Source organism: Amycolatopsis sp. NPDC057786 (genome assembly GCF_042797905.1).
Classification (GTDB): domain Bacteria; phylum Actinomycetota; class Actinomycetes; order Mycobacteriales; family Pseudonocardiaceae; genus Amycolatopsis.
The window spans coordinates 24,992-42,606 of record NZ_JBHVKW010000078.1; the positions used below are offsets into that span (position 1 = coordinate 24,992).

The 17,615-nt window shown below is 69.8% G+C and carries 15 protein-coding genes and 1 pseudogene; 3 read left to right on the plus strand and 13 right to left on the minus strand.

Annotated features, from left to right (window positions below):
- Positions 1-17 precede the first annotated feature (17 nt).
- The 4 genes and pseudogenes from ACFVM3_RS30655 to ACFVM3_RS30670 form a co-directional block, all read right to left on the minus strand.
- Positions 18-3,373 (minus strand): annotated as a pseudogene (locus tag ACFVM3_RS30655) (error-prone DNA polymerase).
- Between the two features lie 3 nt (positions 3,374-3,376).
- Positions 3,377-3,529 carry a hypothetical protein gene (locus ACFVM3_RS30660; protein WP_167373507.1) on the minus strand — a complete coding sequence of 51 codons (153 nt, stop codon included), beginning with the start codon at positions 3,527-3,529 and terminating at the stop codon, positions 3,377-3,379.
- Positions 3,530-3,531: 2 nt separating this feature from the next.
- Positions 3,532-5,142 carry a DNA polymerase Y family protein gene (locus ACFVM3_RS30665; protein WP_378443419.1) on the minus strand — a complete coding sequence of 537 codons (1,611 nt, stop codon included), beginning with the start codon at positions 5,140-5,142 and terminating at the stop codon, positions 3,532-3,534.
- On the minus strand, positions 5,139-5,813 hold the full coding sequence (locus ACFVM3_RS30670) for a hypothetical protein (RefSeq protein WP_378443434.1): 675 nt from the start codon (positions 5,811-5,813) through the stop codon (positions 5,139-5,141). The genes ACFVM3_RS30665 and ACFVM3_RS30670 overlap by 4 nt, the downstream gene beginning before the upstream one ends.
- Before the next feature lie 229 nt (positions 5,814-6,042).
- Between ACFVM3_RS30670 and ACFVM3_RS30675 the strand changes: the two genes are divergently transcribed.
- Positions 6,043-6,858: a hypothetical protein gene (locus ACFVM3_RS30675; protein ID WP_378443420.1), complete on the plus strand. Its 816-nt coding sequence runs from the start codon at positions 6,043-6,045 to the stop codon at positions 6,856-6,858.
- 44 nt (positions 6,859-6,902) lie between these two features.
- Positions 6,903-7,850 (plus strand): prolyl aminopeptidase, encoded by a 948-nt coding sequence (pip, locus tag ACFVM3_RS30680; protein ID WP_378443421.1) that lies wholly within the window; start codon positions 6,903-6,905, stop codon positions 7,848-7,850.
- Here the strand turns inward: pip and ACFVM3_RS30685 are convergent.
- Genes ACFVM3_RS30685 through ACFVM3_RS30695 form a run of 3 tightly spaced genes read right to left on the minus strand, consistent with a single transcriptional unit; the run spans position 7,847 to position 10,183 of the window.
- Entirely contained in the window at positions 7,847-9,187 is a 1,341-nt protein-coding gene (locus tag ACFVM3_RS30685; RefSeq protein WP_378443422.1) for a hypothetical protein, read from the minus strand. The two genes, pip and ACFVM3_RS30685, sit on opposite strands and share 4 nt — an antisense overlap.
- 58 nt (positions 9,188-9,245) lie before the next feature.
- Complete coding sequence (locus ACFVM3_RS30690) at positions 9,246-9,695, minus strand: VOC family protein (RefSeq protein ID WP_378443423.1); 450 nt, start codon at positions 9,693-9,695, stop codon at positions 9,246-9,248.
- A 2-nt stretch (positions 9,696-9,697) separates the two neighbouring features.
- The gene (locus ACFVM3_RS30695; RefSeq protein ID WP_378443424.1) at positions 9,698-10,183 is read right to left on the minus strand and encodes a pyridoxamine 5'-phosphate oxidase family protein; all 486 of its coding nucleotides are present in this window, start codon (positions 10,181-10,183) and stop codon (positions 9,698-9,700) included.
- A gap of 180 nt (positions 10,184-10,363) precedes the next feature.
- On the opposite strand from ACFVM3_RS30695, the gene ACFVM3_RS30700 reads away from it, so the two are divergent.
- Complete coding sequence (locus ACFVM3_RS30700; RefSeq protein WP_378443425.1) at positions 10,364-11,068, plus strand: SRPBCC domain-containing protein; 705 nt, start codon at positions 10,364-10,366, stop codon at positions 11,066-11,068.
- Here the strand turns inward: ACFVM3_RS30700 and ACFVM3_RS30705 are convergent.
- The 6 genes from ACFVM3_RS30705 to ACFVM3_RS30730 all read right to left on the minus strand — a co-directional run bounded on the left by ACFVM3_RS30705 (position 11,065) and on the right by ACFVM3_RS30730 (position 17,357).
- Positions 11,065-11,817 carry a hypothetical protein gene (locus ACFVM3_RS30705; RefSeq protein WP_378443426.1) on the minus strand — a complete coding sequence of 251 codons (753 nt, stop codon included), beginning with the start codon at positions 11,815-11,817 and terminating at the stop codon, positions 11,065-11,067. The genes ACFVM3_RS30700 and ACFVM3_RS30705 overlap by 4 nt on opposite strands.
- Before the next feature lie 142 nt (positions 11,818-11,959).
- Positions 11,960-12,628, minus strand: a complete 669-nt coding sequence (locus ACFVM3_RS30710; RefSeq protein ID WP_378443427.1) for a hypothetical protein — start codon at positions 12,626-12,628, stop codon at positions 11,960-11,962.
- An 86-nt stretch (positions 12,629-12,714) separates the two neighbouring features.
- The gene (gene purH, locus ACFVM3_RS30715) at positions 12,715-14,277 is read right to left on the minus strand and encodes a bifunctional phosphoribosylaminoimidazolecarboxamide formyltransferase/IMP cyclohydrolase (protein WP_378443428.1); all 1,563 of its coding nucleotides are present in this window, start codon (positions 14,275-14,277) and stop codon (positions 12,715-12,717) included.
- Positions 14,274-14,891: a phosphoribosylglycinamide formyltransferase gene (purN, locus tag ACFVM3_RS30720; protein ID WP_378443429.1), complete on the minus strand. Its 618-nt coding sequence runs from the start codon at positions 14,889-14,891 to the stop codon at positions 14,274-14,276. The genes purH and purN overlap by 4 nt, the downstream gene beginning before the upstream one ends.
- Before the next feature lie 76 nt (positions 14,892-14,967).
- Entirely contained in the window at positions 14,968-16,404 is a 1,437-nt protein-coding gene (locus tag ACFVM3_RS30725; protein ID WP_378443430.1) for a DUF6350 family protein, read from the minus strand.
- A 143-nt stretch (positions 16,405-16,547) separates the two neighbouring features.
- Positions 16,548-17,357: a DUF5336 domain-containing protein gene (locus ACFVM3_RS30730; protein WP_378443431.1), complete on the minus strand. Its 810-nt coding sequence runs from the start codon at positions 17,355-17,357 to the stop codon at positions 16,548-16,550.
- Positions 17,358-17,615 lie beyond the last annotated feature (258 nt).

The following is a 17,615-nucleotide window of genomic DNA, read 5'->3' on the forward strand; positions in this document are numbered from 1 at the left end:
ATGATCGTCAAGAGGGTTCAGCGGAAGTCACGGGACTTGGCGGTGATCCGCAACGGCAGGTGCCGGATCTGTTCGGCGAGGACGTTCACCACCTCGCCGGTGCGCTCGACCACACCTCGGACCAGCAGCGCGGGGCTGCCGCGGGCGACCCGGTGGTAGCGCTGCCACACCCCCATCGTGCAGATCACGTTGATCATCCCCGTCTCGTCTTCGAGGTTCATGAACGTGACGCCGCCCGCGGTCGCCGGCCGCTGGCGATGGGTCACCGCGCCACCGGTCAGCACGTGTGCGCCGTGCGGGATCTCGCGCAGGCCCGCCGCCGTGACGACGCCGAGTTCGTCGAGGTGCTCCCGGATGAACTGGGTCGGGAAGCTGTCCGGCGACACCCCGGTGGCCCAGACGTCCGCGGCCGCGATGTCGATTTCGTCCATCCCCGGCAGCATCGGCGCCTTGGCCCCGGTGATGAGCCCTGGCAGTTTCTCCAGGCTTTCGTCGGCGACCGCGCCCGCCGCCCAGAGCGCGCTTCGCCTGCTCTCGCCGAAACAACCGAAGGCACCGGCCGCGGCAAGCGCTTCGACCTGAGGTTTGGTCAGCCGTACCCGCCGGGCGACCTCGGACAGATCCGCGAACGGGCCGCCGCGCTCCCGCTCCTCGACGATCGTCTTCGCCAGGTTCTCGCCGATCATCCGCACGGTGGACAGCCCACCCCGCACGGCGAGCAGTTCTTCCCCTTCCGGCAAGGGTTCCAGCGTCGCGTGCGGAAGACTCGCGTTGATGTCCGGGCCGAGCACCCGCACCCCGTGGCGCCGCGCGTCGGCCACCAGCGACTGCGGCGAGTAGAACCCCATCGGCTGCGCGCGCAGCAACCCCGCCAGAAAAGCGTCCGGGTGGTAGTACTTGAAGTACGCGCTCGCGAACACCAGCAGGGCGAAACTCAGCGCGTGACTCTCCGGGAAGCCGAAATTCGCGAACGCCTTGAGCTTGCCGAAGATCTTCTCGGCAAGCTCGCCTTCCACGTCGTTCTTCGCGGCGCCTTCGAGGAAACGGCGTTTGAGCCGCTCCATCTTCTGTTCGGACCGTTTCGCCCCCATGGCGTGCCGCAACTGATCCGCCTCCGCCGGCGTGAAATCGGCGATGTCGAGGGCGATCTGCATCATCTGTTCCTGGAACAGCGGGACACCGAGGGTCTTTCCCAGCGCGTTGGCCAGTTTCGGATGGTCGAAATCCCATTTCTCCTGGCCGTTCTTGCGCCGGATGTAGGGATGCACCGAACCGCCCTGGATCGGACCGGGGCGGATGAGCGCGACCTCGACCGCCAGATCGTAGAACTTCTTGGGGCGCAAGCGGGGCAGCGTGGCCAGCTGCGCCCGGCTCTCCACCTGGAAGACGCCGATCGCGTCGGCCCGGCAGAGCATTTCGTAGATGTTCTGATCCTTGAGATCCAATTCGGAGATGTCGACCTCTTCCCCCTTGTGATCACGGACCAGATCGATCATGTAGTGCAGCGCCGACAACATCCCGAGCCCGAGCAGATCGAATTTGACCAGCCCGGCGGCGGCGCAGTCGTCCTTCTCCCACTGCACGACACTGCGGTTCTCCATGCGGGCCCATTCGATCGGGACGACCTCGCTCACCGGCTGACGGCAGATCACCATCCCGCCGGAATGGATGCCCAGATGCCGAGGGAAGTCTTCGAGCGCGCAGGCGAGTTCCACGACCTCTTCCGGAATGTCGTGATCATGGTCCTTTTCCGTGGCCCGCAACGCGCCCCAGCGGTCGATCTGCTTGCTCCACGCGTCCTGCTGGCCGGGCGTGTACCCCAGCGCCCGCGCCGCGTCCCGGACCGCGGACCGCGCCCGGTAGGTGATCACGTTCGCCACCTGCGCGGTGTTCAGCCGCCCGTATTTCTCGTAGACGTACTGGATCGCCTCCTCACGGCGGTCGGATTCGATGTCGAGGTCGATGTCCGGGTAGCCGTCGCGATCCGGGGCGAGGAACCGTTCGAAGAGCAGGCCGTAACGCACGGCGTCGACCTTGGTGATGCCGAGCGCGTAGCAGACCGCCGAGTTCGCCGCCGATCCCCGGCCCTGGCAGAGGATGTTGTTGGTCCGGCAGAAGTTCACGATGTCCCAGACGATCAGGAAGTAGCCGGGAAAGCCCAGTTCTTCGATGATGTCCAGTTCGTGGTCGATCAGCTTGCGGGCTTTTTCGCGGTACTCCTCGTCCTTGTTCTTCTCGTGCTCCTCCGCGCCTTTCTTGGTGAGGTACCGCAAGTAGGACGCTTCGGTGGCGTGCCCCTTCGGGACATCGAACGGCGGCAGTTCCGGCTTGAGGTGATGGAGTTCGAACGCGCACTCCCGGCCGAGCAGCGCCGCCCGCTGCACCGCGCCCGGGTACCGCGCGAAGATCTCGGCCATCTCCTCCCCCGACCGCAGGAACGCCGTCCCCGCGGCGGGCAGCCAGCCCTCCATGTCCTCCAGGCCTCGCCGGGCGCGGATGGCGCTGAGCGCGTCGGCGAGCGGCGCCCGCTCCGGCCGGGCGTAGTGCGCTGCCGTGGTCGCGACCGTCGGCAGGCCGAACTCGTCGGCCATCTCGCTCAGCAGGTCGTTGTGCGTGCTGTCCAGGGGAAGGCTGTGGTCGATGAGCTCGACGTAGACGTTCTCCCGGCCGAAGCAGTCGATGAGCTCCTTCAGCCTCACGACGGCCGCGGCGGGACCGTCGGTGACGAGCGCTTTGCGCACCGCGCCCTTGCGGCAACCGGTGAGTACCACGCATTTCCCGCGCACCTCTTCGGCGACCGCGCGCAGGTCGTAGACCGGCCTGCCCTTCTCCGCCCTTTCCTTGGGGGACAACGACTGTCTGTCGAAGCCGTACAACTGCCCGGCGGTGATCGCCCGGTTCAGGCTCAGATATCCCTCCTGTTGCTTGGCCAGCAGGAGCAGATGCTCCCCCTCGGGATCGGTGAACCCGTTCTGCGGCCCCGAAAGGCCGAAACTGAGCTCCGTGCCGAAGACGGTGTGCACGCCCAGCTCCCTGGCCGCTTCGGCGAAGCGCACCACGCCGTACATGCCGTCGTGATCGGTGAGCGCGATCGCGTCCAGGCCCAGCCGCGCCGCCTCCTCCACCAGCTCCTCGGGATGACTCGCCCCGTCGAGGAAGCTGAAGTTCGAATGGCAGTGCAGTTCGGCGTACGGCACCCGGCGCGCGGTGGCGCCGTCGTCGTCACCGATCAGCCCGGTCAGATCCGCGGGCGGCTGGTAACCCTGCCGCTTGGCGCTCCAGGCGGGGCTGTCCCCGCCGTCGCCGGGCGGCACCTCGCCCGCGAGCTCGCGGGCGAGGTCCTTCCATGGCCGCGAGGGTTGTTCCAGCCCATCGGTCACCGGTTCTCGGTCGAGCTTCTCGGCGCGGGGACGAACACTTCCGCGCGCGGGACGCACGCCGCCCAAGCCGTGTCCAATTCGGCACGCTGTACCGGGATGGCAGGCTCCTCCAGCCAGCGTCGCACCAGCCGCGTGTACTCCTCGTCCATGGTCAGTCGTACTTCCCTTCCAGTGTCCACATCGGATTCTTGTGGTGCTCGAAGCGCAGCAGCACCGCCTCTTCGTCGTCCTGCCCGTCGGCCAGCAGCACCTGCAACCGCATCCGGGTCCCCGACCGGGCGTGCCCCGCCCCGGCCCGGACACCGACGAACCACGGCCCCGCCCAGGCGATCACCTCGCGCGGCTCACCACCCTCGAAACTCACGAGGAACGGAGCGGCGGTGACCCGGCGCCGCGCGGTGATCTCCACGACGCGCCCGTTCTCGTCCAGCACCTGAGCGGGCACCGGACGGGCGAACACCGTCGCCGGGGAGGGCGACGGGAGCCGTCCCGCCCAGTTCGCGTCCGCCTGCGCCGATTTCTCCCGCCTGTCGCCCCACGGCACCAGCCGGACCCGCTCGGCGGGGTCGCGGCCGCCGTCGAGCACCGCGGTGAAGACGCTCTCCGGGCCGAGCAGCCCCTGCACCCGTACCAGCGCGCGGCCTGCCCGTTCACCGGACAGGTCCTCGTCCTCTGTGGATGGACGCAGCACGCCCGTCGCGCCCGCCTGCCACAACCCGAGCTGCAGCGACCGCCCTTCGACCGTCTCCTCCGGCTCCAGCCGCAACCGCACGACACCGGAGTTGGGGCGCTCCTTGGCTTTCAGCCAGCCTTCGAACTGCCAGCGCACCCTGTCCGCGACACCGAGCGGGGTCAGCGGTTCGGCGCAGCGCCACACCCGGCCGAGCTGTTCGCCGGTCTCGGTGGTGGCGTAGATGCCGAGCCGGGTGCAGGCCAGCCCGTGCGCGGCGAGCCCGGCGTGGAAGCGTTCGCCGAGTCCTTTCGCCACGAACGCGGCCGCGTCGACCCGGTCGATCGGCGGGTCGAACGCCTTCGCAAGGGAAAGTTCCGGTGGGGGCCGCCGGCGCGCCGGCGGCCGTTCGGACCGCCCTCGCGCCAGCCGGTGCGCGAACACACCCTCCGCTCCGAAGCGCGCGGAGACGTCGCTTTCGTCGAGCGCCGCGAAGGCGCCCAGCGTGTGCAGGCCGAGCTGTTTGAGCAGGGTGACCAGCTCGGCGCGGCCCGCCTCGGGCTGATCGAGCTCACGGATGGGCAACGGGGCCAGGAATTCCGCCGTGCCACCGGGTTCGACCAGCGTCGAACGGCGGGCGGCGAGCGTCGCGGCGAACAGGCCGTCGGCGACGCCGACCTGGCTCTCCACTCCCGCCGCCACGGACACCTCGTCCACCAGTCTTTCGAGCAGGCCGTGCTCACCGCCGAAGTAACCGGCCGCGCCGTCGACCGGGACGGCGACGATCCCCGGGCGGACCACCTCGACACCGACGGCCAGCTCCTCCACCGCCCGTGCGACGGATTCGAAGAGCCGGGCGTCACGACCGTCGTCCTCGCCGAAGACCGCCAGATCCGGGCAGCAGGACTGTGCTTCGCGCCGCCGCATCCCGCGACGGACGCCGTATCCCCTGGCCACCGCGGTGCAGGCGACCACACGGTTCGCCGAGAAGACCGCGGCGGGGCGGCCGACGGGTTCGCCCGCGACGGCCGCGGCGGCGACCGCGGGCCAGTCCGGGCACCACAGCACCAGCATGCGCACAGGCGGGTTCATGCCGTCCCCCACCTGGTCGCGGGGAAGTCGGCACGCTCGACTTCGCCCTCGCCGGTGAACCGCAGCAAGGCCGACATCGGCCGGGCGGCCGCACCCCGGCCGCCCGCCCGTACCTCCACCTCACGGGTGCGCAGGTAGCCCGCGCCCCCGCCGTCGAAACCCGTCCAGCTCGAGCGACGGCAGCTCAGCTCGACCTCCGCACCGGGCCAGGAGCCCAGCGAAAGCAGCACCGAACCACGGTTGCGCGCGCGGGCGGACAGCCTTCTCGCCACGTCGGGCCGGGCGAGCCCCGGACCGACGACCACGAGGTCGAAACCGTCGAGCAGCGCCGCGGTCACCGCCGGGAACTCGGCACCGGGACGGGGGACCAGCGCCAGCCTGCCCACCTCGACCCCGAGTTCCGCGGCGGCGACCACCCCGAGCGCGGGCAGGCCGACCGCGACCGCCCACGCACCGCCGGCGGTCGCGGCGGCCAGCAGGGTGAGCATCAGTGACGTGGACCCCAGCACCGAAACGGTGCTCCCGCGCCGGAGCCCCGCGGCGGGCAGCAGACCGGACAACGCCGGGGACACCGGGAGCACCCTTCCCGTAGTCCTCGCGTGTTCGGCCGCGGAAGCCACGCCACTGGCCGTGCTCACTCCTGGCAAAGCCGCCAGCCTCGCCAACGGCAAGGCCCGCGCCTCGACCACCTCCGCTGTCACCGGACCTCGCCTCCCCACGACACCTAGACCGTCCTTTGTGGACGGAACCGGCGTGCCACGGGGAAGGCGGCACTTCGAACGCTTGTTCGATATCTCCAGTAGACCGGGTGGCGCAGCGGTTGTCAAGCGAGCCGGGAACGATCACCGGACCTCTCACGTCCGAGGCCGGGGGTCTTCCCGTCAGGAAAGGAAATCCGCAGTGCACGACGCTTGGCCCGAGACGGTGAACGGCTGGGAACTCGCCAGGGAAGGCCATATCGAGAACTACCGCAAACGCCTGGCCAACCGGGTCACGGTCACCGCGATCTGGGAGAACGCGACCGGGCGCGGCCAGATCGACGCCCGCACCGAGCCGCTGGGCGGCGGACGGACCCTGACCAGCAGCCGCAAGGATTTCCGCGACAAGGACGCTTTCTGGACCGCCGCGACCTGCGTGCTGGAGATGGCCGCGAACCTGCCGTCGCTGGACTGGGGCACGAGCCCGGCGCCCACGGTGCTGGCCGGGACCGTGGCCGGCATGGTCGAAGCGCAACCGGGCACCAGCGGCCACCCGGAGGCCGAACTGACGTTCACGTTGACCGACGGGCATACCGTGACGCTGGTCATGACCGACGAGCAGGCCTTCGACCTGAGCAACGCCATCTCAAGGCTCGACCACCACGTCTGGTCCGAAGAACGCGAAGACGAGGAAGAGGAGGACGAGGACTACGACGAACCCGATTCCGTCGTCGAAGAGGTGCCCGACGTCGGCGAAGTCCGCTCCGGGCCGGACACCGGGCACGACCTCGTCACCGTTCTGGATGACCGCTTCGGGGTCACCGAAGACAACCTGCTGGCGCATGTCGACTGGTCCGCGCTCATCGTGGTGGGTGAACCCGCGGTGAGCTCCCTCATCGAACGAGGTGGCGAGCTGACCGCCGCGGTCGCTCCGCGGTGGTATCCGGTCGTGGCGGACCGTCCCGGTGAACGCTGGGTCGTCCTGAAGCGCACCGGCCTGCGCTACCACGGGGAATGAAACCTCGTCTCCGGGAACCCCGCCGCGTGCCCGAGGATAGGCACATGTACCCGGAGATCGAGCCCCACACGTCAGGTCACCTGGACACCGGTGACGGCAACCTCGTGTACTGGGAGGAATGCGGGAACCCCGACGGCAAGCCCGTGGTGTTCCTGCACGGCGGCCCCGGCGGCGGCTGCTCGCCGTCCCACCGCCGGCTGTTCGACCCGTCCGCCTATCGGATCGTCCTGTTCGACCAGCGCGGGTGCGGGCGATCGCTGCCGCACGCTTCGGCGTCGGGCGATCTTTCGTCGAACACGACCTGGCATCTCGTCGACGACATGGAACGCCTGCGGGAGTCGCTGGGCATCTCGCGGTGGCAGGTGTTCGGCGGGTCCTGGGGGTCGACGCTGGCGCTGGCGTACGCCGAGAAGCACCCGGAACGGGTGACGGAGCTGGTGCTGCGCGGGGTCTTCACGCTGCGTTCGTCCGAAGTGGACTGGTACTACCGGGGTGGCGCGGCGAACGTCTTCCCGGACCTGTGGGAGAAGTTCACGGCGCCGATCGCCGGACTCGACGGCGATCCCGTCGAGCTGTACGCGAAGCTGCTCGCCGACCCCGACCCCGCGGTGCACGGGCCCGCCGCCGTCGCGTGGAGTACCTGGGAGGCCGCGACGGGGACTCTGCTCCCCCGGCCCGAACTGGTGGCGGATTTCGCCGTGCCGGAGTACGCGCTGGCGTTCGCGCGCATCGAGAACCACTATTTCGTGCACAACGGGTGGCTCGAAGAGGGGCAGCTGATCCGAAACGCCGCCGCGCTGAAGGGCATCCCCGGCGTGATCGTGCAGGGGCGGTACGACCTCGTCACGCCCGCCGTGTCCGCGTGGGACCTGCACAAGGCATGGCCGGAATCGGAGCTGGTGATCGTGCCGGATGCCGGGCACGCGTACGACGAGCCCGGCATCCTGGCCGCGTTGCTGGAGGCGACGGACCGGTTCCGCGATCGGCCCTAGCGAGGAAGCGGCGCCGGGTGGTATCGCCGGAAAGCGGGTGCGGCGGTGCCACCTTCACCATGCAACCAGTCGTAGAGGAAACGGAATTCCGGACCGAACCGGTTCGCCTCGGCGTTCAACCGCTCGGGTGACGTCGACGGCCAGCGGCTGGTCTCGACGCGCTCCCGCAGCACGCGCAACGCCGTCAGTTCCTCCGCGGCGGTGTGCTGGCAGTGGCCGCCCCGGTTCACGAACAGCTGCCGGATCCGGCCGGAATCGACACGGTCGCCGTAGGTCCGCTCGTGTTCCGGGGCGACACCGTCGCCGATCGGGTGCAGCGTCACGACAGGCACACGGCCGTGTCCTGTCGGCGTCCCGACGCGGGTGAGCCATCGGGCGGCGGCGTTGTCGGCCTTGACTCGGGGCGCTTCGGCGAGTTCGGCCAAGTCGGCGCCGAGGTCGAGGCCGGCCTCCCGGTAGGCCTGGTTCACGAGGTCGCGTTCACTGGATCGGGCGAGCACGTCGCGGTAATCCACTCCGGTGTTCCCGACCGGGTTCCCGCCCGCCCGCACCTCCAGATCAGCCCGGTGCGCGCCCCAGGACAGCTGGTCGTAGACGGCCAGAACGAACTCCGTCTGCTGACGGATCTGCGCGGCGACGTCGGTGGACCGGGGACGATGCGCCGTCGACCAGCCCGGGACGTCGGCGAACGCGTTGGCGAGGGCGAGCCGCGCCCGTCCATCGGGTGATTCCAGCGCCTTCGCGACCACCTGACGGGCTTTCGCGAGGTTCGCCCCCGGGTCGGCGATGCGGGCGACCTCCAGTTCCGGCGCCAGCAGCGTCCGGACCGCGAACCCCAGGTCGAGCGCCTGATCGAACAACGCGGAACCGCCCGCGACGGGACCGCACATCGCCAGCACGCCGTCGATCCGGTGCGGAAGCCGCTCGGACAGCAGGACCGCGTTGAGCCCGCCGCCGGAAGCTCCCCAGGTGAGCACCTGGTCCGGACGGCCGACGGTGCGGTCGAACCAGGACAGCAGCGCCGTCTGGTCGTGCACGGCTTCGCGGGCCGAAAAGCCGTTCGGCTTGCTGTACAGCGACGCGGCCAGCGCGTAGCCCTCGCCGAGGAGAACGGGTTTCGCCTCCTCCTGCCCGGCCAGCTCGATCTCCTCGGGCACGTAGCCCGGCGGATAGATGCCGTGGTTGTACAGCAACAATTTGCCGTTCCAGTTCGACGGCACCTCGACCCGGTACCGGGCACCGTCGATCGCTCCGGTGTGCACGCGGACGTCGTCCGTCACGATGGCGGGCGCGCCGGTGACGATCAGCGCGGCGGCCAGGATTCCTGTCAGTGTCATGGCGGAAATGCTGTCAGCGCGAGGCTTCGCGGGAATCCGTCGAGGCGCGGCTTCTCGTCTACGCCTCCCGCTGTACGAGCTCTTCCGCCAGCTCGACGACGATCCCCTCCGGACCGCGGACGTAGCAGAGCCGGTAACTGTCCTCATAGCGCACCAGCTCGCCGACGAGCGTGCCGCCGTGCGGCCTCAAGCGATCGAGGACGTCGTCGATGTCCTCCACCGAGAACACGAAGTGGCGGATGCCGGGCGTGTTCATCGGCGCGCGCGGATCGGCTTCCGGCCCCTCCGGCGCGTGATACTTGATCAGTTCCAGCCCGCCATGGCCGTCCGGCGGGCGCAGCACCGCGATATCCGTCCGGACTCCTGCCAATCCGGTGAGCCGGTCGACCGTGTCGCCCTTGAGCGACGCTTCGCCTTCAAGTTCGAGGCCGAGCGCGGTGAAGAACGCCTTGGCCGCGTCGAGATCGTGGACGACGACACCGACGTGTTCCAGCTTCTTGAGCGTCATGGTCAGGCACCCTTCCGGCGGATGAGCTCCTCGACGGCGGAAGGCAGGGTGGTCTCGAAGTCGATGAGCTTGACCCAGGTCGGGGTCAGCACGATGCGGACCATGCCGTCGTAGAGCGACCGCACGCTTTCCTCCCACTCGACCCGCTGCTCGGGCGTCATCTCGTAGGTGCCGTTCCACTGCAGGTACTCGTCGGGGATGCCGTCGACGTAGTCCAGTTCGACGGTGCCGCGGAGGAGCAGGACCTTCGGCGGATGCGATTCGGTGTCGATCGTCAGCGCGACGGCGGGATTGCGGCGCAGCGCCGGCAGCTTCGGGGCGTTCGTCGAGGTGCACATGACGATCTCCGTGCCGTTCCAGTGGATGCCGATCGGGATCGCGCGCGGCGTGCCGTCGAGCGCGGTGTAGGCCAGCCGGGCCAGGTCACGGGCCAGGAGTTCCTGGCTGAACGGGCGGTTCAGAATCTCGTCGATCGTGTTCTGCTGCATGTCGCTCTCCTCGGGTCTCGGTCTTCGCGGACACCCCAGGGACGCCGCTGTCCGGCACACTTCGACACTCCATACTGTGACCCGCGTCACATCGACTTTAGCGGGCTAAACGCGATCCGGTGTCGAAAGCGCCCCTGGCCAGGCGTCGCTCTTGTGAAGGCAGACGAGAGAGGGACAGTCATGGCGAAGGAATCCGAGGTCCGCTTCGAGGGCTACCTCCCCACCACACCCGCGGACACCTGGGCCGCGATCACCACGGGCAGCGGCGGCTGGCTCTGGCCGATCCAGTACGAACCCCGCGACGGCGGCGCCGAGTCCGGCCTCACCCCGGACGGCGGCATGGTCACCGTCTGGAAGCCGTCGCAGCGCTTCGTCACCTACGCGGAAGACGAGAGCGGCTGGTTCAACACGCTCGAATACGTCCTCGAACCGAAGGACGGGGGCACATACCTGCGCTATGAACACACCACCGTCCTCGACGACTGGGACGTCGAATACGACGCGTGCCGTCAGCACACGTCGTTCTACTACCACTCGCTGGGCGAGTACCTGACGCACTTCAACCGGCGTCCGGCGAAGTACTTCAAGGCCGACGCACCCGAAGCGTCGAAGGCCCCCGAGGCGTTCGAGGCCGTCCGGGCGGCGATCGGCGCGAAGGCCGTCGGTGACCGGGTGTATCTCGATGTCCCCGGCGTCGAGGGCGTCGTCGACTACCTGACACCGGCCTTCATCGGCGTCCGGACCGAAGACGCGCTGTACCGCTTTTACGGCCGGAACGTCTGGGGCTGGCCTGTCGGCATCGGGCACCACCTGTTCGCCGAAGACGCCGACGCGGACGAAGCCGAGAAGGCGTGGACGGCCTGGCTGAACGGCCTGTACGCCTAGCGGGGCAGGTTCTTCACGAGCTCGGCGCCCACGGACTTCGCCACTTCGGCGGACTCCGCGGGCGGGATCGGCGAGTTCGTGAAGAACCCCTTGTCCCATCCCTTGTAGGTGACGATGACGACGTACACGCCCTGGGTGACCCGCAGCTCCGCGCCGCTGAAGGCGCTGTCGGTGTCGAGGGAGACGAGCACCGCCTTCTGTCCGATGCCCTGCACCTGCTGCTGACGCTCGGACGGCGCGGCCGAACCGGTGGACGACTCCGCCGCGCGCTTCTCGGCGTCCGGCCCCTCGTAGCGGTACACCATGACCTGGAGGGCGCGGTCGTGGACGTTGTCGCTCTCCGGCGGCAGCCAGGAACAGCCCTGCTGCTTGGTGACGATCTCGCCCGCTTTGAATTCGTTGTCGCGGACGCCCTGGAAGCTGCTGGTGAACGTCTTGTTCAGGATCTCCGGGGAAAGGGCGCACTCGGCGGGCGGCTGCTGCGAGACCGGCGCCTTGCCGACCGACGAGTAGTACTCGGACGCGAAGATGCCGCCGGGGATGCCCAGCCCGAGAAGGACCACGCCGCCCACGATCAGGCCGACGATCAGCCCGGTCTTTTTCTTCTTGGGCGGCGGCCCGTAGCCGGGCGGACCGTACCCGGGCGGCGGACCATATCCGGGCTGCTGCCCATAACCCGGCTGGCCTCCCTGCCCAGGTGGCGGGCCGTAACCCGGCCCCTGGCCGTACCCCTGCGGCGGCTGGTGCACCGATCCTCCCCTACCCGATTCCCGTACGTCCGCATCGCGTTTAGCCCGCTAACGGCGACGCGCGCCCGGACCTGCGTTTCGCGGGCTAATCGCGATCCGCGGCCAGCATCGCACGACCGCCGCGATCGCGGGTCTCTGGTGGTCAGTGCGCCGAATCGAAAGCCGCCATGGCGGCGGTCTTGGCCTCTCCGACGAGCACATCGCCCGGCAAGCGCTCATCCGCGAAGAAGCCCTTGTCCTTGGCCGAGTACATGACCCAGACCTGGACCGTGCCGCGCTGCGCCCACAGCTCCGCCCGGCTGTGCGCGTCACCGGACCGCTCGATCCGGAACCATGCCCGCTCCGAGATCTCCGGCAGCGGGACGACCTCGCCCGTCGTCGGCGGGTTGTAGTCGCTCGCCCGCTGCTCGGCCTCCGGCCCGGTGAAGGCAGTGATCGAGACGGCAAGAGATCGGTAGCGGACGTGCTCGGCGGGCGTAGGCCGCCAGGTGCAAGAGGTGAGCTTCGACGACGTGGCGGCCGCGGACGGCAGGCTGACCTGGATCTCGGCGAGATTCGGGACGCCGAGGCGTTCCATCGTCGGCCGTAAGGCCTCGCACTCCGGCGGGGCTGGGGTCGACGTCGGCGACGCCCCTGTCGACTTGTAGTACCGCGACGCGAAGATAGCGCCTGTGACTCCCCCACCGACGAGCACGGCCAGCACCGCGACGATCACCAGGATCAGGACGATGCGGCGTTTCTTCTTCGCCTTCTCCGCCACCCACGGCGGCGGAGGCGGCCTGAACCCCGGCGCCTGAGGCTGCTGATACATCCGAGTCCCCCCTCGGGATCGCGATTAGGGGGCTAAACGCAGGTCCGGTGCCGGATCGCGATTAGCCCGCTAAACGCAGGTCGGCGTCAGTGGGCGAAGTGGCGCGTGCCGGTGAGGTACAGGGTGACCCCGGCGGCCTCGGCGGCGGCGATGACCTCGGCGTCGCGGATCGAGCCACCCGGCTGGACGACGGCGCGGACGCCTGCCTCCAGCAGGACCTCGAGCCCGTCCGGAAACGGGAAGAAGGCGTCCGAAGCGGCGACGGAGCCCTTCGCCCGCTCCCCCGCACGCGACACCGCGAGCCGCGAGGAGTCGACCCGGTTCACCTGGCCCATGCCGACGCCGACGGTCGCGCCGTCGTTCGCCAGCAGGATGGCGTTCGACTTCACCGCGCGCAGCGAACGCCACGCGAACTCGAGGTCGGCCAGCGTCCGCTCGTCGGCGGGCGCGCCGGTCGCCAGGGTCCAGTTCGCCGGGTCGTCGCCCTCGGCGGCGATCGTGTCGACGGTCTGCACCAGCATGCCGCCGGAGATCGGCCGGAACTCGATCGGATCCGGCGACGTGATCGCGGGCAGTTTCAGCAGCCGGACGTTCTTCTTGCGCTGCAGGATCTCCAGCGCCTCGGCGTCGAAGTCCGGCGCCAGGACGACCTCGGTGAACACCTCGGAGATCTGCTCGGCGGCCTCGCGGGTCACCGGCCGGTTGGTCGCGATCACCCCGCCGTAGGCCGAAACCGGGTCGCACGCGTGCGCCTTCCGGTGCGCCTCGGCGATATCCTCGCCGACCGCGATCCCGCACGGGTTGGCGTGCTTGATGATCGCGACGGCCGGGGCCTCGAAGTCGTAGGCGGCACGGCGCGCGGCGTCGGTGTCGACGTAGTTGTTGTACGACATGGCCTTGCCGTGCAGCTGCTCCGCGTGCGCGAGGCCCGGCCGCCAGTGCTTGTACAGTGCGGCCTTCTGGTGCGGGTTCTCGCCGTAGCGCAGCACGTCGCCGCGCTCCCACGAAGCACCGGTGAAGTCCGGGAAACCGGAGTCGTCCGCGGGCGCGTAGACGTTCGCGAACCACGACGCGACCGCGGTGTCGTAGGCCGCCGTGTGCGCGTAGGCCTGCGCGGCGAGCCGCTTGCGGTCGGCCAGCTCGAAACCACCGGCGGCGACGCGCTCCAGCACCCACTCGTAACGGGAGGGGTCGACCACGACGGCGACGCTGTTGTGGTTCTTCGCCGCGGCGCGAACCATCGCCGGGCCGCCGATGTCGATGTTCTCGACACAGTCCTCGGGGCTCGCGCCCGAGGCGACCGTCTGCGTGAACGGGTACAGGTTGACCACGAGCAGGTCGAACGGCGCGATCTCGAGCTGCTTGAGCTGCTCGACGTGCTCCGGGCGATCACGGTCGGCGAGCAGGCCCGCGTGCACGCGCGGGTGCAGCGTCTTGACCCGGCCGTCGAGGGACTCTGGGAACCCGGTGACCTCTTCGACCGGCGTCACCGGCACCCCGGCGTTCGCGATGACCTTCGCCGTGCCGCCGGTCGACACGATCTCGACACCCGCCGCGTGCAGACCGGTGGCGAGTTCGAGCAGGCCTGCCTTGTCGGAGACGCCGATCAGCGCGCGCCGGACGGGACGCTGTCCCTGTGCGGTACTCACGAAAACCTCACCTTTCGTCCCTCGACCGCGCACCCGCTCCGGCCGAGCTTTTCGATCGTTTCCACCAGGAGCCTGCGTTCCACGGCCTTGATCCGCTCGTGCAGGACTTGCTCGTCGTCGTCGGGTTCCACGATCACCGGCTCCTGCGCGATGATCGGCCCGGTGTCGACTCCGGCGTCGACGAAATGGACCGTCGACCCGGTGACCTTGACGGCCATCGCCAGCGCGTCGGCCACGGCGTGCGCCCCGGGGAACGACGGCAGCAACGCCGGATGGGTGTTGATCACGCGGCCGGAGAACCGCGCGAGGAATTCGGCGCCGAGGATCTTCATGAACCCGGCCGAGACGACCAGGTCCGGCTGATAGGCGGCGACGGCTTCGGTGATCGCCTTGTCCCACGCCGCGCGGTCCGGGTGATCGGCCATCCGCACGGCGAACGACGGCACGCCCGCGCGTTCGGCCCGGGTGAGCGCCTCGATCCCGGCGCGGTCCGCTCCGACGGCGACCACCTTCGCCGGGAAGTTCGGCTTTTCGACCGCGTCGAGCACGGCTTGCAGCAGCGTGCCGGAACCGGACGCGAGGACGACGAGCTTCACCGGAGTGGGCAGGTCCAACCGACTAGCCAGAACGGGCTCCTTGCCACGGCGGTACGCACTCGGGCGTACGGCGCTTCACCTGGTCGCGACAACCCTAACGGTCGTCACCGGGGGTGCTTTCGTCGCCGGACCCGTCGGTGGAGTCGGTCACAGCGTCGTCGACGGCACCGTCCTGCTCGGGCTCGGTTTCCGGCTCGGGTTCCGCCTCGTCTTCGGCCGGCGCCTCGTCGACGTCCTCTGCCGGTTCTTCGGCTTCGGGTTCGGATTCTTCCTCGACCGGTTCGTCCTCTTCCGGCTCGGCGAGGTCTTCCTCGACCTCGGGTTCACCCGGCGGTTCGGGGGCGTCGTGCGCTCCGGCGAAGAACGCGACGAACCCTCCGGGGACGACGATCCAGCAGAAGGCGATCACCGACGCGACCCCGACCGGCACGCTGACCGGATCGAACGGCCCGTCTCCCAGCCTGCCACCGGAAAGGGTTCCGAGGACGACGCAGCCGAACGCGACGAGCGCGCCCGCGACGGCGACCGCCCGCATCCGCAGCATCGGGTCATCGTCGATCGCGCGGATCCGCCAGCCGACCAGCGCGCCGACCAGCGCGGGCAGGAGCAGCAACGCCGGCCACCAGACCGCGTGGTGCGACGGGACCCCCGCCAGCAGCGGCACCCCTGGCAGCTTGCCTTCCTGGTAGCCGAACATGCCGACGGTCAGCGAACCGACCGAGAAACCCGGCCCGGTGGTGAACGACAGCGCGGCGACGACCGCGTTCGGCAGGTAGGCGACGGAAAGCACGAACAGGCCGAAGCTCGCACCGAAGCCGGGCTCGAACAGACCGTCCACAGTGGACCAGGAAAACGCGGTGGCCGTGGTGAACACCACGGCGCCGCAAGCGATCAACGCGGCGAGCCCGAGCCCGCCCGCCCGCAGGCCTTGGACGGCCACCGGATCGAACCGGTCCCGCACCGCGGCGGGTAGCCCGCAGCCCTTGGCGACCCCCGCGATGGCGGCGAGTCCGGCGAGGAGGCCCGGTACGCAGAAGGCGGTCAGCGGGTTCACGTCGACCGGCGACCCGCCCGCCAGCAGGGCGACGAGCACACCGAACAGCGCGTGGGAGCCTGCGATCACCGTCACCACGGGAATGGCGTCCGCCGGGGTCCGGCCGCCGCCGCGGCGGGCGGCGCGCGCGGCGGCCCTCGCCACCAGCCAGCCGACGACGAGCGTCGGCATCAGCGGCAGCACGCCGAGCGGATGACCGCCGAGGTCGATTTCCACCTGCCACGAAGCGAGCCAGCCGGGGCCGGCGGAGAGCAGGGCGCCGGTGGCGGAGAACCGGGACCGGTCCGCGGTGAACGAAACCACCGCGAGGACGGCCGCGATAGTGGTGAAGGAGAACAACAAGGGCGCGCAAGCCGCCGCGAGCAACACACGAACCCGCTTCGCCCTGGAGACCTCCAGCTCGGGGACGAGGTCACTCACCGGCTCTTCGCCCGGCGGGCGTTCGTCGCGGGTGAGCAGCTTCATGAAGCGCACCATGACATCCGGACTGGGCCGTCCGGGTGAGGCACGCCGCCGCCCGTCGGCGCACGTGGCCCAACCCACCCGGTCGGGTAACCCGGGAAAGAAAAACACCCACTGTGACACGGAGAGTCACAGTGGGTGTTTTTTCGTGCGAGAGGTCAGCTCTGCTGGCCGAAACCGCCGGGCGGCGTGCCCGGGTTCTGGCCCGACTCCGACGAGGAGGACGGCGGCTGCTGGAAGAACTGGCCCTGTTGCGGCGCGTACGTCGTGGCCTGCTGGCCCGGCGGCTGCGTGACCGGCGGCTGGAACCCGCCCGGCTGCGAGAACGGACCGGACTGCTCACCCTGCTGCTGCCCCTGCTGGCCCGAGCCGGGGAACGGCTGGACCTGCGTGGCGGCCGGGCCCTGCTGGCCCTGCTGGCCGAACGGCCCCTGCGGGCCCTGCTGCGGGAACTGCTGGCTGTACGGGGCCTGCGGCGACTGCTGCTGCGGCTTCGCGGCGGGCAGCTTGATGACGTCGTGCTCGAACAGGAGCGCGGCGACCGCGACCAGCATCTGCAGGATGCCGAGGATCAGCACCACGGTGAGGATGCCGGGGACCGAGACATCCTCACGGCCGCTCCCGTAACCGATGACCAGGTCCAGCGCTCCGAACGCGCCGATGACGCTGAACAGCGCGGCGAACGGCAGCGTCTTCGGACCGCGCGGCAGCGCGTGCAGGGCCGCGAGCAGACCGCTGACCAGGAGGAAGACCGAGATCTGCCCGGCGGCGTCGGCTTCGTCGGAGAAACCGATGAAGAACTGCACCAGGCCGAGAACGGTCACGGCGAGCGCGAGCAGCAACGCCAGGTTCAGCGGAGTCGCCTGCGACGGCGCCTGCTGCTGAGGAAAGGCTCCCGAGCCGGGGTTGGGGTGTTGCTGGCCGCCACCCTGCTGGGGGTAGCCGGGCCCACCGCTGGGATAGGACATCCGAATGCTCTCCTGTCGTTCGACCGGCACCCCGGGGCGCGCGGGACTCCCGGGACAAACGAGGCGGCTGTGATGCTCGAACGCTAGCGCACACGCGGACACCCCACGCCTCGGGCTCTGAGACGTCTCTACACCCGGTCGGGTTCCGTGCGGAACCCCTCGGCGACGACCGGATCGCGATTAGCCCGCTAAACGCGACGCGGCCGCCGGATCGCGTTTAGCCCGCTAAACGCAGGTCGGGGGCGCACCTGCGTTTAG